The 24,831-nt window shown below is 64.7% G+C and carries 34 protein-coding genes; 8 read left to right on the top strand and 26 right to left on the bottom strand.

All coding sequences use genetic code 11. The features are described from left to right. Positions 1–580: 580 nt before the first annotated feature. On the bottom strand, positions 581–1,087 hold the full coding sequence (locus tag ACTOWJ_RS16830; RefSeq protein ID WP_441335756.1) for a peptidylprolyl isomerase: 507 nt from the start codon (positions 1,085–1,087) through the stop codon (positions 581–583). A gap of 469 nt (positions 1,088–1,556) precedes the next feature. Between ACTOWJ_RS16830 and typA the strand changes: the two genes are divergently transcribed. The 8 genes from typA to ACTOWJ_RS16790 all read left to right on the top strand — a co-directional run bounded on the left by typA (position 1,557) and on the right by ACTOWJ_RS16790 (position 9,955). Further along, complete coding sequence (typA, locus tag ACTOWJ_RS16825) at positions 1,557–3,386, top strand: translational GTPase TypA (protein ID WP_441335755.1); 1,830 nt, start codon at positions 1,557–1,559, stop codon at positions 3,384–3,386. Between the two features lie 284 nt (positions 3,387–3,670). After that, the gene (locus ACTOWJ_RS16820) at positions 3,671–4,144 is read left to right on the top strand and encodes a DUF2127 domain-containing protein (protein ID WP_441335754.1); all 474 of its coding nucleotides are present in this window, start codon (positions 3,671–3,673) and stop codon (positions 4,142–4,144) included. 462 nt (positions 4,145–4,606) lie between these two features. Next, positions 4,607–4,696, top strand: a complete 90-nt coding sequence (gene pqqA / locus ACTOWJ_RS16815) for a pyrroloquinoline quinone precursor peptide PqqA (RefSeq protein WP_441335753.1) — start codon at positions 4,607–4,609, stop codon at positions 4,694–4,696. Between the two features lie 64 nt (positions 4,697–4,760). Beyond that, positions 4,761–5,693: a pyrroloquinoline quinone biosynthesis protein PqqB gene (gene pqqB / locus ACTOWJ_RS16810; protein ID WP_441335796.1), complete on the top strand. Its 933-nt coding sequence runs from the start codon at positions 4,761–4,763 to the stop codon at positions 5,691–5,693. Further along, the gene (gene pqqC, locus ACTOWJ_RS16805) at positions 5,690–6,475 is read left to right on the top strand and encodes a pyrroloquinoline-quinone synthase PqqC (RefSeq protein ID WP_441335752.1); all 786 of its coding nucleotides are present in this window, start codon (positions 5,690–5,692) and stop codon (positions 6,473–6,475) included. Before pqqB ends, pqqC begins: the two co-directional genes overlap by 4 nt. Beyond that, complete coding sequence (gene pqqD, locus ACTOWJ_RS16800) at positions 6,472–6,768, top strand: pyrroloquinoline quinone biosynthesis peptide chaperone PqqD (RefSeq protein WP_441335751.1); 297 nt, start codon at positions 6,472–6,474, stop codon at positions 6,766–6,768. Before pqqC ends, pqqD begins: the two co-directional genes overlap by 4 nt. Then, positions 6,765–7,964, top strand: coding sequence for a pyrroloquinoline quinone biosynthesis protein PqqE (gene pqqE / locus ACTOWJ_RS16795; RefSeq protein ID WP_441335750.1), 1,200 nt, complete (start codon positions 6,765–6,767; stop codon positions 7,962–7,964). The genes pqqD and pqqE overlap by 4 nt, the downstream gene beginning before the upstream one ends. 359 nt (positions 7,965–8,323) lie before the next feature. Beyond that, positions 8,324–9,955: an amidase gene (locus tag ACTOWJ_RS16790; protein ID WP_441335795.1), complete on the top strand. Its 1,632-nt coding sequence runs from the start codon at positions 8,324–8,326 to the stop codon at positions 9,953–9,955. 78 nt (positions 9,956–10,033) lie between these two features. Here ACTOWJ_RS16790 and ACTOWJ_RS16785 read toward each other — a convergent pair whose 3' ends face one another. The 25 genes from ACTOWJ_RS16785 to rplB form a co-directional block, all read right to left on the bottom strand. Further along, positions 10,034–11,425: a class II 3-deoxy-7-phosphoheptulonate synthase gene (locus ACTOWJ_RS16785; protein WP_441335749.1), complete on the bottom strand. Its 1,392-nt coding sequence runs from the start codon at positions 11,423–11,425 to the stop codon at positions 10,034–10,036. An 81-nt stretch (positions 11,426–11,506) separates the two neighbouring features. Beyond that, on the bottom strand, positions 11,507–12,007 hold the full coding sequence (locus ACTOWJ_RS16780; RefSeq protein ID WP_441335748.1) for a disulfide bond formation protein B: 501 nt from the start codon (positions 12,005–12,007) through the stop codon (positions 11,507–11,509). A gap of 315 nt (positions 12,008–12,322) precedes the next feature. Further along, positions 12,323–12,697 carry a 50S ribosomal protein L17 gene (gene rplQ / locus ACTOWJ_RS16775; RefSeq protein ID WP_441335747.1) on the bottom strand — a complete coding sequence of 125 codons (375 nt, stop codon included), beginning with the start codon at positions 12,695–12,697 and terminating at the stop codon, positions 12,323–12,325. Between the two features lie 298 nt (positions 12,698–12,995). Continuing rightward, positions 12,996–13,994 (bottom strand): DNA-directed RNA polymerase subunit alpha, encoded by a 999-nt coding sequence (locus tag ACTOWJ_RS16770; protein WP_441335746.1) that lies wholly within the window; start codon positions 13,992–13,994, stop codon positions 12,996–12,998. A 158-nt stretch (positions 13,995–14,152) separates the two neighbouring features. Further along, positions 14,153–14,782, bottom strand: coding sequence for a 30S ribosomal protein S4 (rpsD, locus tag ACTOWJ_RS16765; protein WP_036111747.1), 630 nt, complete (start codon positions 14,780–14,782; stop codon positions 14,153–14,155). Positions 14,783–14,796: 14 nt separating this feature from the next. Further along, complete coding sequence (gene rpsK / locus ACTOWJ_RS16760) at positions 14,797–15,189, bottom strand: 30S ribosomal protein S11 (RefSeq protein WP_036111750.1); 393 nt, start codon at positions 15,187–15,189, stop codon at positions 14,797–14,799. Positions 15,190–15,202: 13 nt separating this feature from the next. Next, positions 15,203–15,559 (bottom strand): 30S ribosomal protein S13, encoded by a 357-nt coding sequence (gene rpsM / locus ACTOWJ_RS16755; RefSeq protein WP_441335745.1) that lies wholly within the window; start codon positions 15,557–15,559, stop codon positions 15,203–15,205. Positions 15,560–15,792: 233 nt separating this feature from the next. Then, positions 15,793–17,166: a preprotein translocase subunit SecY gene (secY, locus tag ACTOWJ_RS16750; protein WP_441335744.1), complete on the bottom strand. Its 1,374-nt coding sequence runs from the start codon at positions 17,164–17,166 to the stop codon at positions 15,793–15,795. Positions 17,167–17,173: 7 nt separating this feature from the next. Beyond that, complete coding sequence (gene rplO, locus ACTOWJ_RS16745) at positions 17,174–17,611, bottom strand: 50S ribosomal protein L15 (protein WP_036111758.1); 438 nt, start codon at positions 17,609–17,611, stop codon at positions 17,174–17,176. A 10-nt stretch (positions 17,612–17,621) separates the two neighbouring features. Further along, positions 17,622–17,828 (bottom strand): 50S ribosomal protein L30, encoded by a 207-nt coding sequence (gene rpmD, locus ACTOWJ_RS16740; protein ID WP_036111762.1) that lies wholly within the window; start codon positions 17,826–17,828, stop codon positions 17,622–17,624. Next, positions 17,821–18,360, bottom strand: coding sequence for a 30S ribosomal protein S5 (gene rpsE / locus ACTOWJ_RS16735; RefSeq protein WP_046657640.1), 540 nt, complete (start codon positions 18,358–18,360; stop codon positions 17,821–17,823). Before rpsE ends, rpmD begins: the two co-directional genes overlap by 8 nt. Before the next feature lie 279 nt (positions 18,361–18,639). After that, the gene (gene rplR, locus ACTOWJ_RS16730) at positions 18,640–18,993 is read right to left on the bottom strand and encodes a 50S ribosomal protein L18 (RefSeq protein ID WP_057918898.1); all 354 of its coding nucleotides are present in this window, start codon (positions 18,991–18,993) and stop codon (positions 18,640–18,642) included. Between the two features lie 67 nt (positions 18,994–19,060). Then, positions 19,061–19,588, bottom strand: a complete 528-nt coding sequence (gene rplF, locus ACTOWJ_RS16725) for a 50S ribosomal protein L6 (RefSeq protein WP_441335743.1) — start codon at positions 19,586–19,588, stop codon at positions 19,061–19,063. 14 nt (positions 19,589–19,602) lie between these two features. Continuing rightward, positions 19,603–20,001 carry a 30S ribosomal protein S8 gene (gene rpsH / locus ACTOWJ_RS16720; RefSeq protein WP_441335742.1) on the bottom strand — a complete coding sequence of 133 codons (399 nt, stop codon included), beginning with the start codon at positions 19,999–20,001 and terminating at the stop codon, positions 19,603–19,605. A gap of 144 nt (positions 20,002–20,145) precedes the next feature. Continuing rightward, entirely contained in the window at positions 20,146–20,451 is a 306-nt protein-coding gene (gene rpsN / locus ACTOWJ_RS16715; protein WP_441335741.1) for a 30S ribosomal protein S14, read from the bottom strand. Positions 20,452–20,466: 15 nt separating this feature from the next. Continuing rightward, the gene (gene rplE / locus ACTOWJ_RS16710) at positions 20,467–21,009 is read right to left on the bottom strand and encodes a 50S ribosomal protein L5 (protein ID WP_441335740.1); all 543 of its coding nucleotides are present in this window, start codon (positions 21,007–21,009) and stop codon (positions 20,467–20,469) included. 11 nt (positions 21,010–21,020) lie between these two features. After that, positions 21,021–21,335 carry a 50S ribosomal protein L24 gene (rplX, locus tag ACTOWJ_RS16705; RefSeq protein WP_441335739.1) on the bottom strand — a complete coding sequence of 105 codons (315 nt, stop codon included), beginning with the start codon at positions 21,333–21,335 and terminating at the stop codon, positions 21,021–21,023. A gap of 16 nt (positions 21,336–21,351) precedes the next feature. Next, positions 21,352–21,720: a 50S ribosomal protein L14 gene (gene rplN / locus ACTOWJ_RS16700; RefSeq protein WP_031373826.1), complete on the bottom strand. Its 369-nt coding sequence runs from the start codon at positions 21,718–21,720 to the stop codon at positions 21,352–21,354. Positions 21,721–21,734: 14 nt separating this feature from the next. Further along, on the bottom strand, positions 21,735–22,004 hold the full coding sequence (gene rpsQ / locus ACTOWJ_RS16695; protein WP_441335738.1) for a 30S ribosomal protein S17: 270 nt from the start codon (positions 22,002–22,004) through the stop codon (positions 21,735–21,737). A 9-nt stretch (positions 22,005–22,013) separates the two neighbouring features. After that, positions 22,014–22,199 (bottom strand): 50S ribosomal protein L29, encoded by a 186-nt coding sequence (gene rpmC, locus ACTOWJ_RS16690; RefSeq protein WP_441335737.1) that lies wholly within the window; start codon positions 22,197–22,199, stop codon positions 22,014–22,016. Then, complete coding sequence (rplP, locus tag ACTOWJ_RS16685) at positions 22,199–22,612, bottom strand: 50S ribosomal protein L16 (protein WP_036111797.1); 414 nt, start codon at positions 22,610–22,612, stop codon at positions 22,199–22,201. The genes rpmC and rplP overlap by 1 nt, the downstream gene beginning before the upstream one ends. 6 nt (positions 22,613–22,618) lie before the next feature. Beyond that, positions 22,619–23,362, bottom strand: a complete 744-nt coding sequence (gene rpsC / locus ACTOWJ_RS16680; protein WP_441335736.1) for a 30S ribosomal protein S3 — start codon at positions 23,360–23,362, stop codon at positions 22,619–22,621. Positions 23,363–23,376: 14 nt separating this feature from the next. After that, on the bottom strand, positions 23,377–23,712 hold the full coding sequence (gene rplV / locus ACTOWJ_RS16675; RefSeq protein ID WP_036111801.1) for a 50S ribosomal protein L22: 336 nt from the start codon (positions 23,710–23,712) through the stop codon (positions 23,377–23,379). A 10-nt stretch (positions 23,713–23,722) separates the two neighbouring features. Continuing rightward, on the bottom strand, positions 23,723–23,992 hold the full coding sequence (gene rpsS / locus ACTOWJ_RS16670) for a 30S ribosomal protein S19 (RefSeq protein ID WP_057943874.1): 270 nt from the start codon (positions 23,990–23,992) through the stop codon (positions 23,723–23,725). A gap of 6 nt (positions 23,993–23,998) precedes the next feature. Then, on the bottom strand, positions 23,999–24,826 hold the full coding sequence (gene rplB, locus ACTOWJ_RS16665) for a 50S ribosomal protein L2 (RefSeq protein WP_057943875.1): 828 nt from the start codon (positions 24,824–24,826) through the stop codon (positions 23,999–24,001). Positions 24,827–24,831 lie beyond the last annotated feature (5 nt).

Below are 24,831 nucleotides of genomic sequence, written 5' to 3'. Positions count from 1 at the left end.
GGGAGTGAGGTGGTGCGGGCCGGGACGGCGATGGCGGCGCCGCGAGCGCGCCAGGCGGGCGCGTTCGCATAAGGCGCCGGAACCGCTGGTTCTAGCCGCAAAATGGTAGCACAGCACCGGCGACGCCCCGGTTTCGAGTCTGGCGGTTCGCACGGCTCCCGCGATACCTGATCGAAACGCCTTCTGGCCCAACTGCGAATCTGTGGCGACTACGACTCTGACCGACTAGCCAGACCTCGGTCGGGGCTGAAAGCCCCTCCCACAAAAAACCTCGCCGCCCCTGCCTCGGCCTGCCGCATGTCTTTTGTGGGAGGGCCCCAAAAAAACCTTGCCTCCCTGCCCCGGCATGCCCGATGTCTTTTGTGGGAGGGCCTTCAGGCCCGACTGCGAATCCTCGGCGACGACGCTGCTCTGCCCGCCAGTCCAGACCTCGGTCGGGGCTGAAGCCCCTCCCACAAAAGATTCCGTAGCGGAGGTCATCGGCAGGAAGATCCGCGCCAGAAACGAAAAAGACGGCCTCGCGGCCGTCTTTATTCGGATCCCGGCCCCCGGCGGTTGGCCGGCGGCAGGTTCGGCGCACTTACGGACGCTTGTTCTCGTCCAGCACCTTGTTCCAATCGGCCACGCGCTCAGCCTTGGCGGCCAGCACGGCGGCGACGTCGCCTTCGATCTTGACCGACTTGATCGCATCGCCCTGCTTGACCGTATCGACGATCTCCAGGCCTTCGAGCACTTTGCCGAACACGGTGTGCTTGCCGTCGAGCCAATCGCACACGATATGGGTGATGAAGAACTGGCTGCCGTTGGTGCCCGGGCCGGCGTTGGCCATCGACAGCACGCCGCGCTGGTGGCTCAGGCCGTTGCGGGTCTCGTCTTCGAACCGGTAGCCCGGGCCGCCGGTGCCGGTGCCCTGCGGGCAGCCGCCCTGGATCATGAAGTTCGGGATCACGCGGTGGAAGTTCAGCCCGTCGTAGAAGCCGCGCTGGGCCAGATTGACGAAGTTGGCGACGGTCAGCGGCGCCTTGTCGGCGGCGAGTTCGACGCGGATCGGGCCGCGCTCGGTGTCGAAGGTGGCGATCAGGCTCATGCAGCGCACTCCAGGTGTAGCGATGGGGATGGAAAAACGGTTCGCCGGCCGAGATGGCGACGGCCAAGGCAATCCTCAATGGTACCGAAGCGAAAAAAACCGCGTCGGGGCCGGAGCCCTGGTCGGAGCGGCGCGAACCGCGGAAGCGCGGGTACGGCTTGGAACGCGTCGCGGGGTGGCCGGGGCCTCAACCGCGGACTGGAGCTGAACGCGTCGGCGCAAGGCCCGGACGTGGCCGGGCGGCAGCAGTTGGACGTCTCAGGGCGGCCGGGCGGTTGGGGTGACCGGCTTCGGGTGGTCGCGGCTTGCGCCGCGCCTACAGGGGCGACTGCTGCCTTTTATCGGGCCTGCCCGCTCATAAAACAGGTCCGACGTGAATAAAGCCCGCCGCCGCAGGCACTTGCCACCTTTGCCAGGTATAATGGCCGGCTTCCTTCCTCAGCTATAGCGCCTTCCGGCGTCCTCTCGCATGTCCATCGAACGCCTGCGCAATATCGCCATCGTCGCTCACGTCGACCACGGCAAGACCACCCTCGTTGACTGCCTGTTGAAGCAGTCGGGCACCCTGTCCGAACGCACGGTGCTGGCCGAGCGCGCGATGGACAGCAACGACCAGGAAAAGGAACGTGGCATCACGATCCTGGCCAAGAACACCGCCATCACCTGGCAGGGCAACCGCATCAACATCGTCGACACCCCAGGCCACGCCGACTTCGGCGGTGAGGTCGAGCGCGTGCTGTCGATGGTCGACTCGGTGCTGATCCTGGTCGACGCGATGGACGGCCCGATGCCGCAGACCCGCTTCGTCACCCAGAAGGCGTTCGCGATGGGTTTCAAGCCGATCGTGGTGGTCAACAAGATCGACCGCCCGGGCGCCCGTCCGGATTGGGTCATCGACCAGGTGTTCGACTTGTTCGACAAGCTCGGCGCCACCAACGAGCAGCTCGACTTCCCGATCGTCTACGCCTCGGCGCTGCACGGCTACGCCAGCCTGGACGACTCCGCGCGCTCCGGCGACATGACCCCGCTGTACGAAGCGATCATGAAGCACGTCCCGCCGCCGGAGGTCGATCTCGACGGCCCGTTCCAGATGCGCATCAGCCAGCTGGACTACAGCAACTTCGTCGGCCTGATCGGCATCGGCCGCATTCAGCGCGGCAAGGTCCGCCGCAACATGCCGGTCAGCGTGGTCGACCGTCACGGCAAGAAGCGCCAGGGCAAGGTGTTGCAGGTGCTCGGCTTCATGGGCCTTGAGCGCCTGGAGACCGAGGAAGCCGACGCGGGCGACATCGTCGCCATCTCCGGCGTTGCCGAGCTGTCGATCTCCGACACGGTGTGCGCACTGGACACCCCGGAAGCCCTGCCCGCGCTGACCGTGGACGAGCCGACCATCAGCATGACCTTCCAGGTCAACAACTCCCCGTTCGCCGGCCAGAAGGAACATAGCGGCGGCAAGTTCCTCACCAGCCGCCAGCTGCGCGAGCGCCTGGTGCGCGAAACGCTGCACAACGTGGCGCTGAAGGTCGAAGAAGGCTCCGATCCGGACAAATTCCTGGTCTCGGGCCGCGGCGAACTGCACCTGTCGGTGCTGATCGAGAACATGCGCCGCGAAGGCTTCGAGCTGGCCGTGTCGCGTCCGGAAGTCATCATCAAGGAAATCGACGGCAAGCTGATGGAGCCGGTCGAACAGTTGGTGGTCGACATCGAAGAGCAGCACCAGGGCGGCGTCATGGAGAAGCTCGGCACGCGCAAGGCCCAGCTCAAGGACATGGTGTCCGACGGCAAGGGACGCGTGCGCCTGGATTACATGATCCCGGCTCGCGGCCTGATCGGCTTCCAGAACGAGTTCCGCACCCTGACCCAGGGATCGGGCCTGCTGTTTCATGTGTTCGACCACTACGGTCCGAAGGAACAGGGCGCGATCGCCAAGCGCATCAACGGCGTCATGATCGCCAATGCTCCCGGCACCACCCCGGCCTATTCGCTTGGCCCGCTGCAGGAGCGCGGCAAGCTGTTCGCTGCCGAAGGCGACAACGTGTATGAGGGCCAGCTGATCGGCATCCACTCGAAGGATAACGACCTCACCGTCAACGCGATCAAGACCAAGCCGCTGACCAACATGCGTGCCTCGGGCAAGGACGATGCGATCCAGCTGAGCCCGGCGATCAAGTACACGCTGGAGCAGGCGCTGGACTTCATCGAAGACGACGAACTGGTCGAAGTCACTCCGAAGGAAATTCGCCTGCGCAAGAAGTTCCTCACCGAAAGCGATCGCAAGCGCGCCTCGCGCGCCGCCTGATCGGCTACGTTGTCAGGCAGCACGGGCGCCGCCGCCTTGAACGGCGGCGCCCTCGCCCCAAGTCACTACGCTCCCGTTCCACGCAACGCACGGCGCAAGACCTGGGGCAAGGCGGCATCGCGCATCGGCGCATGCCGCATCCGCCGGGTCGTCCACGCCGCAGCGTCGGGAACCTTGGCGCGTCATGAGGATCGAAGCTGCATGCCCGTGCACGATCTGATCGCTATTCCCGGACACCTCCTCTTCCCGTGCAGCGCAGGCGGCCACTGGGCTGCGATCGCGCGATGACTACGCCGGAACACCACTACGACAGCAATCCGAAGGCCCATCCGGGCCTGCACGTGATCGCCGCGGTCGAAGCGGCCAAGGGCGCGCTCGCGCTGTCGGCCGCCAGCGGCCTGGAACTGCTCGGCCCGGCGCCGTTGCAGCGCTGGATCGAAGAACTCATCAAGCGCTTCCATCTCGATCCCGAGCACGGCTCGCTGGCCTGGCTCGCGCACAGCATCAGTCCGCACTCGGTGCACCTGGCCGCGGCCATCGTGCTGGCCTACGGCGCGCTGCATCTGTTCGAAGCCTGGGGCCTGTGGAAAGCCAAGGCCTGGGCCTCGTGGCTGGGCTGCCTGGGCGCGGCCTTGTATCTGCCGTTCGACATTTACGCGCTGATCCACCATCCGGGCTGGCTCGCCACGGCGGTTCTCATAATCAACGTGATCGTGGTTTGGGTTCTCGCGCGCGACATCCTCAAGCGGCGGCGCTGATCGTCCGCTGTTGCGGGAGGGAGCTTGCTGTTGTGAGAGATCTTGTGGAAGCGAGCTTTCTTTTGTGGGAGGGAGCTTTAGCCCCGACGCTTTTCGGTCAGGTGGCTTATATGTCCGCGGCGACTTGACCAAAAAAGCGTCGGGGCTAAAGCTCCCTCCCACAAAAGACCTCAAGCGCCTGCAGCGGCATTGGCCGACTGCGTTCTGCCGACCTCGCTCTCCCGATTCCCGATTCCCGAATTGTTAGCGACTGATTAACCCGCACCGTGCCTGCATTCCAACCCGATCGGGCTGGAGTCACAGGCGTCGCGGCGCGCGCGGGTGTATGGTTTCGACGTCGCGGCGCGAGTCGCGAATCGGGCCGCCGCACCGCATCGGGCGGCCCGCAACGACACCCCCGATGCGGACGCGCGCCTTCCACGCACGCGGTCACCGTTGCACGCTCACTCCCCAACACGAGGAATGCTTATGAAGACTTGGTCCAAGCCTCAGATCCGCGAGATCTCGGTCGGCTGCGAAATCAACTCGTACTCCTCCGGCGATCTGTTCTGAGCATGTCCGCTTCCGCCGTCGCAACGCTCGCGCGGATGCTCCCGCCATCGGTGAGTCATCGATGATGCGCATCCTCGTGCTCGGTGCGGCGGCCGGGGGCGGCTATCCGCAGTGGAACTGCAACACCCCTGGCAGCCAGCGCGCCTGGCGCCAGGAGCCCGGACATAAGCGGCGCAGTCAGGCCAGCATCGCGGTCAGCGCCGATGGCGAACGCTGGCTGCTGATCAACGCCTCGCCGGATTTCCGCCAACAGATTCTCGCCCTGCCGTCGCTATGGCCGCGGCGCGACCTGCGTCATTCGCCGATCGAGGCGGTGCTGCTGACCAGCGGCGAGATCGACCACATCGCCGGCCTGCTGTCGATGCGCGAACGCCAACGCTTCGACCTGTGGGCCAGCGCGCGCGTGCTCGACGTGCTGGGCCAGAATCCGATCTTCGATTCGCTGCACCCCGATTACGTGACGCGCAAAGCGTTGCCGCTGGACACGCCGCTCGACATCGACGGCGTCGATGCGCCGCTCGGCTTGCGCGTGACCGCCTTCAGCGTACCCGGCAAGGTTCCGTTGTTCATGGAATCGCGCGCCGGCGGCGACCTCCAAGGCGGCGACGAAGAAACGGTCGGCCTGGAAATTTCCGACGGCCACGAACGCTTCTACTACATCCCCGGTTGCGCAGCGCTGCCACCGGCCTTGCGCGAGCGCCTGCGCGGCGCCGCGCTGCTGTTCTTCGACGGCACCTTGTGGCGTGACGACGAGATGCAGCGCGCCGGCGTCGGCGCCAAGACCGGCGCGCGCATGGGCCATATGAGCATCGCCGGCGGCAACGGCGAGGACGATGCCGGCACCCTGGCCGCGTTCGCCGATCTGGACGTGCGGCGCAAACTCTTCATCCATCTCAACACCACCAACCCGGTCCTCGACGAGGCCTCGCCCGAGCGCGCGCAAGCCCGCGCGCACGGCTGGGACGTCGCCGAGGACGGCATGGAACTGAGCCTATGAACGCCAGCGCCGCCGAACTGCATCGCGCGCCCGCCTCTCACACCCGCGAACTCCTGTCGCCGGACGAACTGGAAGCGCGCCTGCGCGCGATCGGCGCCGAGCGCTACCACGACAAACATCCCTTCCACGCGCTGCTGCACGGCGGCCGACTCGATCTGGGCCAGGTCCAGGCCTGGGCGCTGAACCGGTTCGAATACCAACGCTGCATTCCGCTCAAGGACGCCGCCCTGCTCGCCCGCATCGAGGACCCGCAACTGCGCCGGGTCTGGCGCCAGCGCATCGTCGATCACGACGGCGAACGCGAAGGCGACGGCGGCATCGCGCGCTGGCTGCATCTGACCGACGCGCTCGGGCTGGATCGCGAACTGGTCGAATCCGGCCGGGCACTGCTGCCGGCCACCCGCTTCGCGGTGCAGGCTTACATCCACTTCGTGCGCGAACGCAGCCTGCTCGAAGCCATCGCTTCCTCGCTGACCGAGCTGTTCGCCCCGACCATCATCGGACAGCGCGTGGCCGGCATGCTGGCCAATTACGATTTCGTCTCGCCCAAGGCGCTCGCGTACTTCGACTCGCGCCTGCATCAGGCGCCGCAGGACGCGAATTTCGCCCTGGATTACGTCAAGCGCCACGCCCACAGCCGCGAGCAACAGGAGGCGGTCTGCGACGCGCTACGCTTCAAATGCGAAGTGCTGTGGTCGATGCTCGACGCGCTGCACCTGGCCTATGTCGAACCTCGGCTGGTTCCGCCGGGCGCGTTCCGTCCCCAGGAGACGCGCCCATGAATCCCACCATCGATGCCGGCAGCGTGCTGCGGTTCCCGGTCGGCGTCCGCCTGCAACACGATCGCACGCGCGAACAGTGGGTACTGCTGGCGCCCGAACGCGTGGTCGAGCTCGACGAGATCGCCCATGCCGTGCTCACCCACGTCGACGGGCGTTCGGACGTGGAGGCGATCGTCGCCGCGCTGGCCGCCGAGTACGGCGCCGACGCCGGCGAAATCTACGGCGACGTGATCGATTTGTTCGCCAGCCTGCTCGACAAACGCATGCTGGCCTTCAATCCGCAATTGTCATGAGCGTCGATCGCACAACGGCCGCACCGGCATCGGCCCAGGCCGCCGCGCCCGTGCCGTCGTTGCGTGCGGAACACGTACACGTCGAGCCGGCGCCCGCGCCGCCGCTGGCGGTGTTGCTCGAACTCACCCACCGCTGCCCACTGTCGTGCCCGTACTGCTCCAATCCGCTGCAGTTGATCGGCCTGCGCGAGGAACTCAGCACCGCGCAGTGGCTGAGCGTGCTCGAACAAGCCGCCGAGTTGGGAATCCTGCAGGCGCACTTCTCCGGCGGCGAACCGACCCTGCGCAAGGATCTGCCCGAACTGCTGCGGCATGCGCGCGCGCAAGGGCTGTACTGCAACCTGATCACCTCCGGCGTCGGCGTGAGCCGCGAGCGGCTGCAGGAACTGCAACACGCCGGACTGGACCATCTGCAGTTGAGTATCCAGGACAGCCAGAGCCCGGGCGCCGACCGCATCGCCGGTTACCCCGGCAGCCACGAACGCAAGCTCGCGCTGGCGCGCTGGTGCGGCGAGCTGGAACTGCCGCTGACGCTCAACGCGGTGGTGCACCGGCACAACGCCGAACGCGTCGGCGAGATGATCGAACTGGCGCTGAGCCTGGGCGCCGGACGCCTGGAAGTCGCGCATACGCAGTATTACGGATGGGGCCTGCAGAACCGCGCGGCCTTGATTCCTACGCGCGAACAACTCGATGCGGTCACCGCCGTAGTCGAACAAGCGCGTGAGCGATTGCGCGGCCGACTGGTGATCGACTACGTCACCCCCGACTACTACGCGCGCCGGCCCAAAGCCTGCATGGGCGGCTGGGCCCAGCGTTTCGTCAACATCACCCCGGAAGGCAAGGTGCTGCCCTGCCACGCCGCCGAGACCCTCGCCGATCTGCACTTCGAATCGGTGCGCGACCGCAGCCTGGGCGAGATCTGGCGCGACTCCGAGGCATTCCGCCGTTATCGCGGCACCGCCTGGATGCCCGAACCCTGCCGCAGCTGCGAACACCGCGAACGCGACTGGGGCGGCTGCCGCTGCCAGGCGCTGGCGCTGAGCGGCCGCGCCGACACCCTGGATCCGGTCTGCGAAAAATCGCCCGATCACGCGATGGTGCGCGCGCTCGCCGAACGCGAATCGCGGGCGCCGGCGCCGGAGTTCGTCTATCGCAAGTCCAAGGCAACCGGAGCCAAGGGTTCGCAAGACTGATCGCAAGCCGCTGACGTGGAACCGAGCCCGCGACTTCGCACTGGATCGAGGATTGCGGCACAGAGCGCGGAACATTCACCGGCACGCCACTGACTACGCCGGGTCGGCTCGCAAATCCCGGCGCGTGCGCCACGCGCGCAGCGGATCCAAGCCTCGCCCATTGCGTGACGCAATACCGCTCACTCATACCGGCACATCAAAGCGCGCATTGCCGCGACCGTTGGAACACCGCGACACACCGTCCGCACCACTGCCGGTTCGTCCAAGGCTTTCGTCGCATCGAACTGTGGGCATACTCGCGCCGATACTCTCGAGCACGTTACTTCGCGCGACCTCCTCAGGATCCGGCCATGTCCGCCATGCCTCTCCCGACCCGCCTCAGCCTGCTGGCGTTGGCCCTCGCGCTGGCCGGCTGCGCCGGACAACCCGCGACGCGCCAGGCGCGTCCGCCCGCGATCACCGATCAAGCGCCCAAGGGTTTCCTGCCCGGTGATCCGCTGCGCGTCGCCGAAGCCGATACCGCCACCCTGGCCGCGCGCATGGCCAGCGACGAACTCAGCAGCGCGCGCCTGACCCAGGCCTATCTGGATCGCATCGCCGCGCTCGACGACGCCGGACCGCAGCTCAACGCGGTGATCGAACTCAATCCCAACGCCGTCGCCGAGGCGCGCGCGCTCGACGAGGAACGCAAGGCCGGCAAATTGCGCGGTCCGCTGCACGGCATCCCGGTGTTGGTGAAGGACAATATCGACGCCACGCCGATGGTCAATTCGGCCGGCTCGCTGGCGCTGGCCGAACATCGGCCGCGGCACGACGCCCCGCTGGTCGCCGCGCTGCGCGAGGCCGGCGCGGTGATTCTGGGCAAGACCAATCTCAGCGAGTGGGCCAACTTCCGCTCCGGCCGTTCGATCTCCGGCTGGAGCGCGCGCGGCGGACTCACCCGCAATCCTTACGTGCTCGACCGCAGCGCCTGCGGCTCCAGCAGCGGCACCGGCGTGGCGATCGCCGCGAGCCTGGCCGCGGTCGGCGTCGGTACCGAGACCGACGGCAGCATCCTGTGTCCGTCGGCGGTCAACGGTCTGGTCGGCTTCAAACCCACGGTCGGCCTGGTCAGCCGCGCCGGCATCATTCCGATTTCCAGCAGCCAGGACACCGCCGGACCGATGGCGCGCAGCGTCGCCGATGCGGCGCAATTGCTCAGCGTGCTCGCCGCGGCGCAGGCCGGCGGCGACGACGCGGCGCAGGCCGCCGTGGGCAAGCGCGTGGCCGATTACGTCGGCACGCTCGACGCCGACGCGCTGCACGGCGCGCGCCTGGGCCTGCTGCGCGACACCGGGGTCAAGCTGCCGCCCGAAGCCGACGCGGCGCTGCAGCGCGCGCTCAAGGCCATGCGCGATGCCGGCGCGACCATCGTCGAGGTGCGCATGCCCGGCGACGGCCGTTGGAACGCCGCCGAGTACCAGGTGATGCTGTACGAGTTCAAGCACGGCCTGGAGCGCTATCTGCGCGACAGCGGCGCGCCGGTGCAGACGCTCGACGCGCTGATCGAGTTCAACCGCGCCCATGCCGCGCGCGAGATGCCGTACTTCGGCCAGGACATCTTCGAACAGGCCGCGGCCAAGGGCAGTCTCAAGGATCCGGCCTATCGCAAGGCCGCCGCGCAGGCGCGCCAGTTCGCAGGAGCGCAAGGCATCGATGCGCTGCTCAAGCGCCACAAGCTCGACGCGCTGATCGCGCCGGCGACCGCACCGGCGTTCATGGTCGACCCAGTCAACGGCGACGCGTTCGGCGGCGCCAGTTGGGGCGCGGCCGCGGTCGCCGGTTATCCCAGCCTGACCGTGCCGATGGGCGAGGCCTCCGGCCTGCCGGTCGGTCTGGCGTTCATGGGCCGGCGCTGGAGCGACGCGCAGTTGCTTTCGCTGGGCTACGCCTTCGAACAAGCCACCCAGGCGCGCACGCCGCCGCGTTATCGGCTGACCCTGAGTCCGTAACCGCCGCCGTGCTCTCGCGCCCGGCGCAAACGAAAAGCCCGCCGGAAGGCGGGCTCTCGTTGCCGGCGAAGCGATGCTTCAGGCCGGCGCGGCGATCTGCGCCTGCTTGCGCACGATCAGCATCGCCACTTCCAGCGCCTGCTCATAGTTCAGGCGCGGATCGACCGTGGAGCGGTAGGCGCGTTCCAGATCGCTCTCGGTAAGCTCGCGCGCGCCGCCCAGGCATTCGGTCACGTCCTCGCCGGTGAGCTCCAGATGCACGCCGCCCAGGCGCGTGCCGGCCGCGGCGTGCAGCTCGAACGAGGACTCGATCTCGGCGCGGATGTTGCGGAAACGCCGGGTCTTGTAACCGTTGCTGGTGCTCTCGGTGTTGCCGTGCATCGGATCGCACACCCACAGCACACGGCGGCCGTCGCGGCGCATCGCATCGAGCAGCGGCGGCAGCTTCTCGGCGACCGCGGTCGCACCCATGCGATGGATGAAGGTCAACCGGCCCGGTTCGTCCTCGGGGTTGAGCAGGTCGATCGTGCGCAGCAGCTGATCCGGCGTGACCGACGGACCGACCTTGAGCGCGATCGGATTGCGGATGCCGCGGAAGTACTCGGCATGGGCGCCATCGACCGCGGCGGTGCGCATGCCGATCCACGGGTAATGCGTGCTGAGATTGAAGTGGCCCCAATGACGCGGCACCTGCCGGGTCAGCGACTCTTCGTACGGCAGCAACAGCGCTTCGTGCGAGGTGTAGAAGTCCACCCGGTTGAGGTTGTGCACTTCCGAACCCGACAGCGTCTCCATGAAACGCACCGCGTCGCCGATCGCGTTGACCATGCGCCGGTATTCGTCGGCCAGCGGCGAGTGGCCGACCCAGCTCAGGTTCCAGTACTCGGGATGGTGCAGGTCGGCGAAACCGCCGTCGATCAGTGCGCGCACGAAATTCATCGTCATCGCCGAGCGCGCGTGGCCCTTGATCATGCGGCGCGGGTCGGGCTTGCGCGCGACCTCGTTGAAGGCCGGCGCGTTGACCATGTCGCCGCGGTAGCTGGGCAGGCTCACGCCGTCGATGGTTTCGGTATCGGCCGAACGCGGCTTGGCGTACTGGCCGGCGAACCGGCCCACGCGCACCACCGGCTTGCGCATGCCGTGGACCAGCACCAGGCTCATCTGCAACAGCACCTTCAGGCGGTTGGAGATAACGTCCGAGGAACATTGGTCGAAGCTTTCCGCGCAATCGCCGCCTTGCAGCAAAAATCGCTTGCCTTCCTGCGCCTCGGCCAATTGCTGCTTGAGCGAGAGTATCTCCCACGACGTCACCAGCGGCGGCAGCTGACGCAGTTCCTGCAACGCGGACTCCAACTCGGCCGCGTCCGGATAGCTCGGCAACTGCAGTGCGGTGCGCTCGCGCCAGGAGGTCGGGCTCCAGTCGGCGGGCAGATTGACGGCACGGAGGTTGCTGCGATCGGAAGCGCTCATTTCCTTGATTCCAGTTGGTGACGCGGTGTGTGGATGGTTGGGGTGGATGGGAGGGTTGAAACCACTAAGGCCGTATTGGGATCAACGCGCGCGGAACGCGGCATAGGCCGCCCACAGCGCCAGGACGATGAAACAGATCAGGCTCCACGCCGGCATGGCCAGACCGAGGAAGCTCCAATCGACCGCGGCGCATTCGCCCGAGCCGGTCATCACCTTCTTGATCACGCCGGCGATCGGCATGGCGTCGAGCATGTAGTTCAGGCCCGGACCGCAAGCCGGCACCTGATCCGGCGGCAGGTGCTGCAGGCGAACGTGGTTGCCGGCGACGGCGATGCCCGCCAACGCGGCCAGCAGCGTCAGAACGCCGTAGCTGCGCCGGCCGGCCGGTTTCTTCGGCCCGTGCAGGCCGCCGATCAGAAACACGATACCGAGGGCGGCGAACGCGAAGCGCTGGAAGATGCACAACGGACACGGTTCCAGGTGCTGGTAAAGCTGCAGGTAAAACGCATACGCGAGCAGACCCGCGCAGGCCAGGAAGCCGAGCAAATACTGAATCCGGAAGGAGGCTTTGAAGGGGTTCATGTTCACACCATACGGGGCTGGGTCGGGTCGTGCCAATGTCGGATCGGCATCTAGATGCGCAACGCGGCATTTCGTCGCAGCAACATCGACTGCACCAGGGGGCGAAAGTTGCCGCCCCGTTCACCAAGTCCCGAAATCCTCCCCAAATCCTGCCGGATCCACCCTACAAGGTCGTGTCGCTTTCGGCCGCAACCGTTGCCGAAGTAACCGTCGCCGGAAAGCAAAAACCCCGGCCGAGGCCGGGGTTTTGCTGGCTGCCGCCCTCGGCCGCGGACGGCCTGGGACAGCATGTCTTGCATAAGCGGCGGCGGCCGATTACTCGGTCGCGGCCTGCGGACGATCGACCAGTTCGACGTAGGCCATCGGCGCGTTGTCGCCAGCGCGGAAACCGCACTTGAGGATGCGCAGGTAGCCGCCCGGACGCGAGGCGTAACGCGGGCCGAGTTCGACGAACAAGGTGCCGACGGCTTCCTTATCGCGCAGGCGCGAGAAAGCCAGACGACGATTGGCCACGCCGTCCTTCTTGGCCAGGGTGATGAGCGGCTCGGCGACGCGACGCAGCTCCTTGGCCTTCGGCAGGGTGGTGCGGATGAGACCGTGCTTGATCAGCGAGGCGGCCATGTTGGTGAACATGGCATCGCGGTGAGCACTGGTGCGGCTGAACTTACGGCCGGATTTCTGATGGCGCATGACTGTGATTCCTAGTGAATGTCGAAACTGTTGGACTTCGCTGTCGCCATCCAGGCGTTGGTGCTTTGGACTGCGGTTGGTCCGAACCGATCGTTCCTTGATCGGCGGGTCGCGGCCTTCTGGGGCCGTCGACGGGTGTGGTGCGGTGTTGTTTATTGCGGTGTTGCGGGTGGGTCTGAATCTGGATCAAAAATCCACGCTTCGGCTAGCCTCGGCGTGGACCCTTTTCGTTCCCGGCCCGGCGCAGTGCGCCGGGCGTTCGAGCCAGCGCGCGGCTATGCCGCGCAAGCGCTGGCTCTCACCCCATCATCCCGTGCGAGGCGATGCCGGCGGGCGGCCAGTTTTCCAGCTTCATGCCGAGGGACAGGCCGCGCTGAGCCAGCACTTCCTTGATCTCGGTGAGCGACTTCTTGCCCAGGTTCGGGGTCTTGAGCAGCTCGACTTCGGTCTTCTGGATCAGATCGCCGACGTAGTAGATGCTCTCGGCCTTGAGGCAGTTGGCCGAACGAACGGTGAGTTCGAGATCGTCGATCGGACGCAGCAGGATCGGGTCGATGCCGCTGGTGGCCGGCTTGGCCGCACCGCGGTCGCGGTGGGTGAAGTCGCCGAACACCGACAGCTGATCGGTGAGGATGTCGGCGGCGGTGCGCACGGCTTCCTCGGCGTCGATCGTGCCGTTGGTTTCGATGTCCAGCACCAGCTTGTCGAGGTCGGTGCGCTGCTCGACGCGCGCGGCTTCCACCGCGTAGGCGACGCGGCGGACCGGCGAGAAGCTGGCGTCCAGCATCAGGCGGCCGATCGCGCGGGTTTCTTCATCCGGACGACGGCGCGAAGCCGCCGGCTGGTAGCCGAAACCGCGTTCGATCTTCAGACGCATGTTGAGCGCCGTGTCCTTGGTCAGGTGGCAGATCACATGGTCGGTGTTGAGAATTTCGACGTTGTGGTCGGTCTTGATGTCGCCGGCGGTGACGATGCCGGGGCCTTGCTTGGCAAGCGACAGCGTCGAGGAATCGCCGGTGTGCATACGGATCGCGACGTCCTTGAGGTTCAGCAGAACTTCCAGCACGTCCTCTTCCAGACCTTCGACCGTGGTGTATTCATGCAGCACGCCATCGATTTCGACCTCGGTGATGGCAAAACCCGGGATCGACGACAGCAGCACGCGACGCAGCGCGTTGCCCAGCGTGTGGCCGTAACCGCGTTCCAACGGCTCGATCACGACTTTCGCGCGATTGCCGGTGAGGCGTTCGATTTGCGGACCACGCGGGCGCAGTACCTGGTTGGCGGTAACCGTCATGTTTCGGTGTCTCCAATGACCTTCGCCGGGGGGCGGCGAGAGGCTTTAGCTCTTGGAGCCCTCTCTTAACGAGAGAGCGGCCGGTGCGCATGGCGCACCGACCTGGGTTGCGGGTTCACCGCCGGATCCTGAGGGACGCCGGCGGATGCCCTGCACTATTACTTGCTGTACAACTCGACGATCAGCGCTTCGTTGATGTCGGCCGGCAGGTCCGCACGATCCGGAACCGCCTTGAACACGCCGCTGAACTTCTTGCTGTCGACTTCGACCCACGACGGCGACAGGTCCATCTGCGACGACACGGTCAGGGATTCCTGCACGCGAAGCTGCTTCTGGGCGCGCTCGGACAACGCGATCGCGTCGCCGGCCTTGACCTGGTACGACGGGAGGTTGACCGACTTGCCGTTGACCGTGACGCCGCGGTGCGAGACCAGCTGACGAGCAGCCGGACGAGTCACGGCGAAGCCCATGCGGTAGACGACGTTGTCCAGACGGGTTTCCAGCAACTGCAGCAGGTTCTCGCCGGTGTTGCCCTTCTTGGTCGAGGCCTTCTTGTAGTAGTTGCGGAACTGACGTTCCAGCAGACCGTAGATACGCTTGACCTTCTGCTTCTCGCGAAGCTGGGTGGCGTAGTCGGACAGCTTGCCCTTGCGGGCGGTAGGGCCATGCTGGCCGGGTTTTTGCTCGAGCTTGCACTTCGAGTCGAGCGCGCGAGCGGACGACTTCAGACCAAGGTCGGCGCCTTCGCGACGAGCGAGCTTACAGGTGGGGCCAATATAACGAGCCATTTTTCTTCAGCTCCTCAGACGCGACGCTTCTTCGGCGGACGGCACCCGTTGTGCGGGATAGGCGTCACGTCGATGATGTTGATGATCTTGTAACCGACGTTGTTCAAAGAACGAACGGCGGACTCACGACCCGGACCCGGGCCCTTGATGCGCACTTCCAACGACTTGACGCCGTAGTCGAGCGCAGCACGGCCAGCCTTTTCGGCTGCCACCTGGGCGGCGAACGGGGTCGACTTACGCGAGCCGCGGAAACCCGCGCCGCCCGAAGTCGCCCACGACAGCGCATTGCCCTGGCGGTCGGTGATCGTGATGATGGTGTTGTTGAAAGAAGCGTGGACGTGGGCGATACCGTCGGTGACGATGCGCTTGATCTTCTTCTTGGTCTTGACTGCTGCCGGCTTGGCCATGGTCTAGGTCCCCTTACTTCTTGATGGCCTTGCGCGGACCCTTACGGGTACGTGCATTGGTCCGGGTACGCTGACCACGCAGCGGCAGGCCGCGACGGTGACGCAGGCCGCGGTAGCAGCCCAAGTCCATCAGACGCTTGATGGCGATACCGACCTCACGACGCAGATCGCCCTCGACCACGAACTTGCCGACTTCGGCGCGCAAACGCTCGACGTCCGGCTCGGACAGGTCACGGATCTTCGTCGTCGAAACCACACCTGCCGTCTGGCAGATCTGCTTCGAACGGGTACGGCCGATGCCGAAAATACTTTGCAGGCCAACCCAGACATGCTTCTGGGCAGGCAAATTAACGCCCGCAATACGCGCCATAAGGCGATCTCCAACTGATTTGGCGGCCAGGACGGATTAATCCCGGCGGAGTGAACTGGAAATTATATCTAGGTCTCGGGTTAATAGGAAGCCCCGCGGCACCAAAGGTGCCACGGAACCACGGCATGGGGAGTGTGCCCATGCTCCGGCGACGAGTCTGAACTGGCTGAACAACGCGATGACCTGCCCTGCCCAACCCCGCGCGCTACTCTTGCGCGCGAACCGGTCCTGACTCACCCGCGCGCGAGACCGCCGCGCGAGCCGCCCTTCAAATTCGCCTTCTTCAACAGGCTCTCGTACTGATGCGACATCAGATGAGCCTGGATTTGAGCGATGAAATCCATAATCACGACCACCACGATCAGCAGCGAGGTGCCGCCGAAGTAGAACGAGGTGCCGAGTTTGGTGCGCATGATCTCCGGGAGGAGACACACGATCACCAGATAAATCGCACCGGCCGCGGTCAACCGCGTCAGCACGCCATCCACATAATCCGCCGTTGCCTTACCGGGGCGAATGCCCGGGATCAGCGCGCCCGACTTCTTGAGGTTGTCGGCGGTTTCCTGCGAATTGAACACCAGCGCCGTGTAGAAGAACGCGAAGCCGATGATCAGACCAGCATACAGGATCATGTGGACCGGCTCACCCGGGCTGAGCCACTGGCTCAGGCGCTGGAGGAAACCGGAGAAGCCGCTGCCGCTGTTGCTCTGGGCGAACCAGGTCGCTGCGGTGGCGGGGAACATCACGATGCTCGACGCGAAGATCGCCGGGATCACGCCCGACATGTTGAGCTTCAGGGGCAGGAACGACGCCTGATTCATATAGGCGTTGCGACCGCCCTGTCGACGGGCGTAGTTGACCGTGATCCGGCGCTGGCCGCGTTCGACGAAGACCACCAGGTAGGTGAAGCCGAACACCAGCGCGATGACCGTGATCGCCGCGATCGCGTTCATGTCGCCGTTGCGGATCTGCTCGAACATCTGCAGCACCGCAGCCGGAAGACCGGCGACGATACCCGCGAAGATGATCAGCGACACACCGTTGCCGATACCGCGCTCGGTGATCTGCTCGCCCAGCCACATCAGGAACATGGTGCCAGCCGTCAGCGAAATCACCGCGGTCAGGATGAAGCCCATGCCCGGTGCGTACACCACCGGCAGACCGTCGGGCGCCACGCTGGACTGCAAGCCCGCCGCGATACCCCACGCCTGGAAGACCGCCAGCGGGATCGCGCCCATGCGCGACCACTGGTTGATCTTGCGCCGGCCCGATTCGCCTTCCTTCTGGATGGCTTTCAGGCTGGGCACGATCTGCACCAGCAGCTGCACGATGATCGATGCCGAGATGTACGGCATGACATTGAGCGCGAACAGGCTGAAGCGATGCAGAGCGCCACCGGAGAACATGTTGAACATGTCCACGATGGTGCCCTGCTTGGTCTCCATGAACTTGACCATCGCCTCCGGGTTGATACCCGGCACCGGGATGTAGCTACCGATGCGATAGACGATCAACGCGCCGATGACGAACAGCAAACGCTGACGCAACTCGGTGAACTTACCGAGTCCGCCGCCGATACCAGCCATTGCGTTGCCGCTGCGCGCCATTGAGCCCTTACTCCTCGACCTTGCCGCCGGCCGCTTCGACAGCGGCCTTAGCGCCGGCCGTGGCCAGCACGCCCTTGAGCACGAACTTCTTGGTCAGCTCGCCCTTCTTCACGATCTTCGCCTGCTTGGCGTTGCTCGGAACAAGCTTGGCGGCCTTGAGCGCGGCGAAATCGATCTCGCCGGCTTCCAGCTTATCGAGCTGATACAGCAGGACTTCGGCCGTGTCGTTCTTCAGCTTGGAGCGGAAGCCGATCTTCGGCAGACGACGCTGCATGGGCATCTGACCGCCTTCGAAGCCGGCCTTGATCTTGCCCTTGCCCGAACGAGCGAACGAACCCTTGTGGCCGCGGCCCGCGGTCTTGCCGAGGCCCGAACCGATACCGCGACCGACGCGCTTGCGGTCTTCGCGGGCGCCGTCAGCCGGCTTGAGTGTATTGAGACGCATGATGTTCTCCTTAGCCCTCGACCTGAACCAGGTAGTGGACCGTATTGATCAGGCCACGAACCTGCGGGCTGTCTTTCAGCGTCCGCACGTCGTTGAGCTTGTTCAGGCCGAGCGCCTTCACCGACAGGCGGTGACGCGACTGACAGCCACGCAGACCCTTGACCAGGCGCACGGTGACGGTGCCGCCTTCGACGGGCTTGTTAGCAGCCTTAGCCATGGTTGAGATCCTCGACCTTCTTGCCGCGCTTGGCAGCGATCTTGGCCGGCGAATGCATGCCGGTCAGACCCTTCAGGGTGGCGCGAACCAGGTTGATCGGGTTGCGCGAACCGGTGGCCTTGGCCAGCACGTTCTTGACGCCGACCGCTTCGAGCACGGCGCGCATCGCGCCGCCGGCGATCACGCCGGTACCTTCCGACGCCGGCTGCATGTACACATGCGCCGCGCCGTGGCCCGACTTCACGGCATGCCACAAGGTGCCGCCGTTGAGGTCCACGTTGTTCATCGCCTTGCGGGCGTATTCCATCGACTTCTGGATCGCGACCGGCACTTCGCGCGCCTTGCCGTAACCGAAACCGACCTTGCCGTTGCCGTCGCCCACCACCGTCAACGCGGTGAAGGTGAACTGGCGGCCGCCCTTGACGGTCTTGCTGACGCGGTTGACCGCGATCAGCTTTTCGATCATGCCGTCGTCGATCTCTTCGCGGTTGCGATCACGGTCGCGGCCCCGCGGTGCTCTATCGTCTGCCATTTCGATGTCTCGTTGATTAATGGGATTTGCGGCGTGGCCGCTTATGATTGTGAAGTGGTTCGGGTGCAGCGCCATGGCAGGAATCCACCATGGCGCCCGACACAAGCCGTGTCGGCGGGTGAGCTGATGCGCGGTTAGCGCGGCATGCCGCGCTGCCTCGGCGAACGCCCGGCCAGGGATAGCCGGACCGGACGATCCGAAGGCGATGACGTCACGCCATGGATGGCAGCCGTCACCCGCACTTTCAACCCTCGACGGACCGAAATCCGCCGCAAATCTTTAGAACTGCAGGCCGCCCTCGCGAGCGGCATCGGCCAGCGCCTTGATGCGGCCGTGGTAGCGGTAGCCCGAGCGGTCGAAAGCGACCTTCTCGATGCCCGCAGCCTTGGCGCGCTCGGCGATGAGCTTGCCGACCTTGACGGCGGCTTCGGCGTTCTTGCCGTTCTTCAGGCCTTCCTTGACGTCGGCCTGCACGGTCGAGGCGGTGGCCAGGACCTTGGAGCCGTCGGCGGTGAAGACCTGGGCGTACAGGTGCTGACCGGTGCGAAGCACGGTCAGACGGGCGACGCCGAGATTGCGGATGTGCGAGCGGGTCGACTTGGCGCGACGCAGGCGAGCGATGTTCTTGTTCATGTTCTGATCTCCGAAAGCTGAAAGCTTGAGTGTTTCGGGGCCGATCCTGGAACCGGCGCCCTACCCGTTAGGCCTTCTTGGCTTCCTTACGGATGATGACTTCGCCGGCGTACTTCACGCCCTTGCCCTTGTAGGGCTCCGGCGGACGGAAACCGCGAATCTTGGCGGCGACTTCACCGACGCGCTGCTTGTCCGCGCCCTGGACCACGATCTCGGTCTGGGTGGGAGTGGCGATGGTGATGCCTTCCGGAGCGGTGAACAGAACCGGGTGGGAGAAACCCAGCGCCAGGTTCAGGTCCTTGCCCTGCATCGAGGCGCGGTAACCGACGCCGACCAGCTCGAGCTTGCGCTCGAAGCCTTCCGACACGCCCTTCACCATGTTGGCGAGGATGGCGCGCAGGGTGCCGGTCAGCGGGATCAGCGCCGCGTCTTCGGTCGTGAACACGGCTTCGCCGTTCTCGACTTTCAGATTGATGGCGGCCGGCTTACCGATCGACAGCGAGCCCTTCGGGCCCTTGGCGACGACGGAATCGGCCTGGATGTTGATTTCGACGCCCTTCGGGAGGACGACCGGCTTCTTGGCAACTCGGGACATGTTCGTTTACTCCCTTAGGCCACGAAGCACAGGACTTCACCGCCGACGCCCTGCTGGCGCGCCTGGGCGTCAGTCATGATGCCCTTGGAGGTGGAGATGATCGCGATGCCCAGGCCGCCGAGGACCTTCGGGATCGCATCTTTGCCGCGGTACTGGCGCAGGCCCGAACGGGAGTAGCGCTGGAGGCGCTCGATCACCGGCTTGCCTTCGTAGTACTTCAGCGAGATTTCGAGTTCGGATTTGCCCGGACCGACTTCGGTCACGCGCGAATCCAGGATGTAACCCTCGTCCTTCAACACGGCGGCAATAGCCACCTTGACCTTGGACGACGGCATTTTCACCGTCTGCTTGCGCACAGCGGCCGCATTCTTCATGCGGACCAGCATGTCGGCGATGGGATCAGTCATGCTCATTGAATATCACCTATGAGTAGCACCGATATCCGCGGGATTGCGAATTTCAGCAATAGATTCAACTAGTTACGATGTTTCGACAACGCCGCCGCGACCCAAAGGCCGCGGCGGTGGAACCGGGAAAGCCGGTAAGGATACCAGATTTTACCAGCTTGCCTTACGCAGACCCGGCACATCGCCGCGCATGGTGGCTTCACGCAGCTTGTTACGGCCGAGGCCGAACTTCTGGTAGACGCCACGCGAACGACCGGTCAGGGCGCAGCGGTTGCGCTGACGGCTCGGCGAGGAGTCGCGCGGCAGCTTCTGCAGCTTGATGACCGCTTCAGCCTTCTCTTCATACGAAGAGCTGTCGCTGGAGATGATCTTCTTCAACGCATCGCGCTTGCCGGCGTACTTCTTCACCAGCTTGGTCCGCTTGATGTCGCGGTTGATCATGGAAGTCTTAGCCATTGTTCAATCCTAGACTCAGTTACGGAACGGGAAGCGGAAGGCTTCGAGCAGGGCCTTGGCCTCGGCATCGGTCTTCGCGGTCGTGGTGATCGCGATGTCCATGCCGCGAACGGCGTCGACTTGGTCGAAATCGATTTCCGGGAAGATGATCTGTTCCTTGACGCCCATGTTGTAGTTGCCACGGCCATCGAACGAACGGCCGGAGACACCACGGAAGTCGCGCACGCGCGGCAACGAGATGTTGACCAGGCGGTCCAGGAACTCGTACATCTTGGCGCGACGCAGGGTGACCTTGGCGCCGATCGGCCAGCCGTCGCGGATCTTGAACGAAGCCACCGACACGCGGGACTTGGTCACGATCGGCTTCTGGCCGGCGATCTTGGTCATGTCCGCAACGGCATTTTCCAGGATCTTCTTGTTGGTGGCGGCTTCGCCCACGCCCATGTTCAGCGTGATCTTGACGAGGCGCGGCACTTCCATCGGGTTCTTGTAGCCGAACTTTTCAGTCAGCGACGGAACCACTTCTTTCTTGTAAAACTCTTCGAGCCGGGTGGTCATTTCAGCATTCCTCAGGCGTCAACCGCCTCACCGCTGGAGCGGAACACACGCAATTTGCGTCCATCCTCCAGCACCTTGAAACCGATGCGTTCGCCCTTGCCGGAGGCCGGGTTGAACAGCATGACGTTGGAAATGTGGATCGGCGCTTCGCGCTCGATCACGCCGCCGGGCTGGTTGGCCTGCGGGTTCGGCTTGGTGTGGCGCTTGATGATGTTGATGTTCGCCACGACGACTTTGTCGCCGAGCACGCGCACCACATCGCCCTTCTTGCCCTTGTCCTTGCCGGCGGTGACGATCACTTGATCGCCCTTCTTGATACGGTTCATGGTCTAGTTCCTCTGCTCAGAGCACTTCAGGCGCGAGCGAGACGATCTTCATGAACTTCTCCGAGCGCAGCTCGCGAGTCACGGGTCCGAAGATACGGGTGCCGATCGGCTCATGCTTATTGTTGAGCAACACCGCAGCGTTGCCATCGAAGCGGATCAGCGAGCCGTCCGGGCGACGAACGCCCTTACGAGTGCGGACCACGACGGCGTCGTAGACGTCGCCCTTCTTGACCTTGCCACGCGGGATCGCGTCTTTCACGGTGACCTTGATGATGTCGCCAATGTGCGCGTAACGGCGCTTGGAGCCGCCGAGCACCTTGATGCACATCACTTCCTTAGCACCGGAGTTGTCGGCAACGCCGAGGTAGCTTTGCATCTGGATCATGGTTCAGCCTCCTCTTAGACGGCCGCGCGGCTGACGATTTCAACCACGCTCCAGTTCTTGGTCTTGGACATCGGAGCAATCTCCTTCACCCGCACGATGTCGCCTTCTTTGCAGGCGTTCTCGGCGTCGTGAGCGTGGAGCTTGGTCGAGCGACGGATGTACTTGCCGTACAGCGCGTGCTTGACCTGACGCTCAACCAGCACGGTGACGGTCTTGTCCATCTTGTTGCTGACAACCCGGCCTTCAACCGTGCGCAGCGCCTTGTCTGTATTGTTGTCGGTCATGGCGGGTCCTTACTTCTTCTCACCCAGCAGCATGTTCACGCGAGCAATCTCGCGCTTCACACGGCGGGGTTCGTGGGTCTTGTTGAGCTGACCGGTGGCCTTCTGCATGCGAAGAGCGAAGCTCTCCTTATGCAGTTCGACCAGATGAGTCTTGAGCTCATCCGCCGACTTCTGGCGAAGTTGCTTGAGTTCCATTAGCGCACCGTCCGGGTAACGAAAGTGGTGGTCACCGAGAGCTTGGCGGCAGCCAGACGGAACGCTTCGCGCGCCACGTCCTCGGCCACACCTTCGATCTCGTAAATCATGCGACCGGGCTGGATCTGGGCGACCCAGTACTCGACGTTGCCCTTACCGGAGCCCATTCGGACTTCGATCGGCTTCTTGGTGATCGGCTTGTCCGGGAACACGCGGATCCACATCTTGCCGCCACGCTTGACGTAACGGCTGATCGAACGGCGGGCCGCCTCGATCTGGCGCGCGGTCAGCTGACCGTGCGCGGTTGCCTTGAGGCCGTATTCGCCGAAGCTGACGGCGTTACCGCTCCAGCTCAGGCCATCATTGCGGCCCTTGTGTACCTTGCGGTACTTGGTTCGCTTGGGTTGCAACATGACGGATTACCTCTGTTCGCGGGCAGGACGGCCCGGACGGTCGTTACGATCACCGCGGTCGCCGCGGTCACCACGATCGCTGCGCGGCGAATCGTCCTGCTTCTCCTGGCCCACCTGGGAGAAGTCGAACACTTCGCCCTTATAGATCCAGGTCTTGATGCCGATGATGCCGTAGGTCGTCTTGGCTTCAGCGAAGCCATAGTCGATGTCGGCACGCAGCGTGTGCAACGGCACGCGACCTTCGCGGTACCACTCCGAACGCGCGATTTCGGCGCCGTTGAGACGGCCGGCGACGTTGACCTTGATGCCCAGGGCACCCAGGCGCATCGCGTTGCCGACCGCGCGCTTCATGGCGCGGCGGAACATGATGCGACGTTCCAGCTGCTGAGCGATCGACTCGGCGACCAGCTGCGCGTCGAGTTCCGGCTTGCGGACCTCGGTCACGTTGATGTGCGCCGGAACGCCCATCAGCGCGCTGACTTCCTTACGCAGCTTCTCGATGTCCTCGCCGCGCTTGCCGATCACCACGCCCGGACGGGCGGTGTGGATCGTCACGCGGGCGTTGTTCGCCGGACGCTCGATGAAGATCTTGGAAATACCCGCTTGAGCAAGCTTCTTGCGGAGCATCTCGCGGACCTTGAGGTCGGCGGCGAGGTACTCGGCATACTGCTTCTTGCCGGCAAACCACTTGGAATTCCAATCCTTGGAGATACCAAGGCGGATTCCGGTCGGATGAACTTTATGACCCATTGTCTGACTCCGCCTTACTTGCCGGCGCCCACAACCACAGTGATGTGGCTGGTGCGCTTGAGGATGCGGGTGCCGCGGCCTTTCGCACGAGCCATGAAGCGCTTCAGTGCGGGACCCTCGTCCACCATGATGGTCGTGACCTTGAGCTCGTCGATGTCAGCGCCCTGATTGTTCTCGGCGTTGGCGATGGCGGACTCCACGACCTTACGGATCAGTGCAGCCGCCTTCTTGTCCGAGAACTTCAGCAGGTTGACGGCGCGCTCGGCCGACAGACCGCGCACTTGGTCGGCGACCAGGCGGGCCTTCTGCGGGGAGATGCGCGCGGTGCGCAGGATGGCTTTCGCTTCCATGGTCATCTCCTTACTTGCCCGACTTCTTGTCGCCGCCGTGACCCTTAAACGTACGGGTCAGAGCGAACTCGCCAAGCTTGTGGCCAACCATGTTTTCGTTGACCAGCACCGGGATGTGGTTTTTGCCGTTGTGGACGGCGATCGTGAAGCCAACCATTTCCGGCAGCACCATCGAACGACGCGACCAGGTCTTGATCGGCTTCTTGTTGTTGCCCGCGGTTTCGACCTTCTTCATCAGATGATGGTCGACGAACGGGCCCTTCTTCAGTGAACGTGCCATGTTCGATTAACCCCTGCGATCGCGCACGATGAATTGCGTGGTGCGCTTGTTCTTGCGCGTCTTGTAACCCTTGGTCGGAACACCCCACGGGGTGACCGGATGCGGGTTGCCCTGGCCAGCCTTCGCCTCACCGCCACCGTGCGGGTGGTCGACGGGGTTCATGGCGGCGCCACGAACGGTCGGCTTGATACCGCGCCAACGCTTGGCGCCGGCCTTGCCGAGCTTCTCGAGGCTGTGCTCGTCGTTGCCGACTTCGCCGATGGTGGCGCGGCACTCGACCGGCACCTTGCGCATTTCGCCGGAGCGAAGACGCAGCGTGGCGTAGCCCTGTTCGCGAGCGACCAGCTGCACGCCGGCGCCGGCGGCGCGGGCGAGCTGAGCACCCTTGCCCGGCTTCATTTCGATGCAATGCACCGTGGAGCCGACCGGGATGTTGGTGAGCGGCAGCGTGTTGCCGACGCGGATCGGAGCGTCACGGCCCGCGATCACCTGATCGCCGTCCTTCAGGCCCTTGGGGGCGATGATGTAACGGCGCTCGCCATCGACGTAGCACAGCAGCGCGATGTGCGCGGTGCGGTTGGGATCGTATTCGATCCGCTCCACGCGCGCCGGAATGCCTTCCTTGTCGCGCTTGAAGTCGATGATGCGGTAATGCTGCTTGTGGCCACCGCCGATGTGGCGGGTGGTGATGCGACCGTGGTGGTTACGGCCGCCGCTCTTGCTCTGCTTTTCGACCAACGCCGCGTGCGGCGCGCCCTTGTGCAGGCCCGGAGTCACAACGCGGACCGCGTTGCGGCGACCGGCGGAGGTGGGCTTGAAAGTCATCAATGCCATGGATC

Origin of the sequence: Lysobacter sp. CA199, from assembly GCF_052078715.1 — a bacterium.
Lineage (GTDB): Bacteria > Pseudomonadota > Gammaproteobacteria > Xanthomonadales > Xanthomonadaceae > Lysobacter.
Note: the sequence above shows the minus strand (reverse complement) of the source record. Positions and strands in the feature narration are given on the sequence as shown.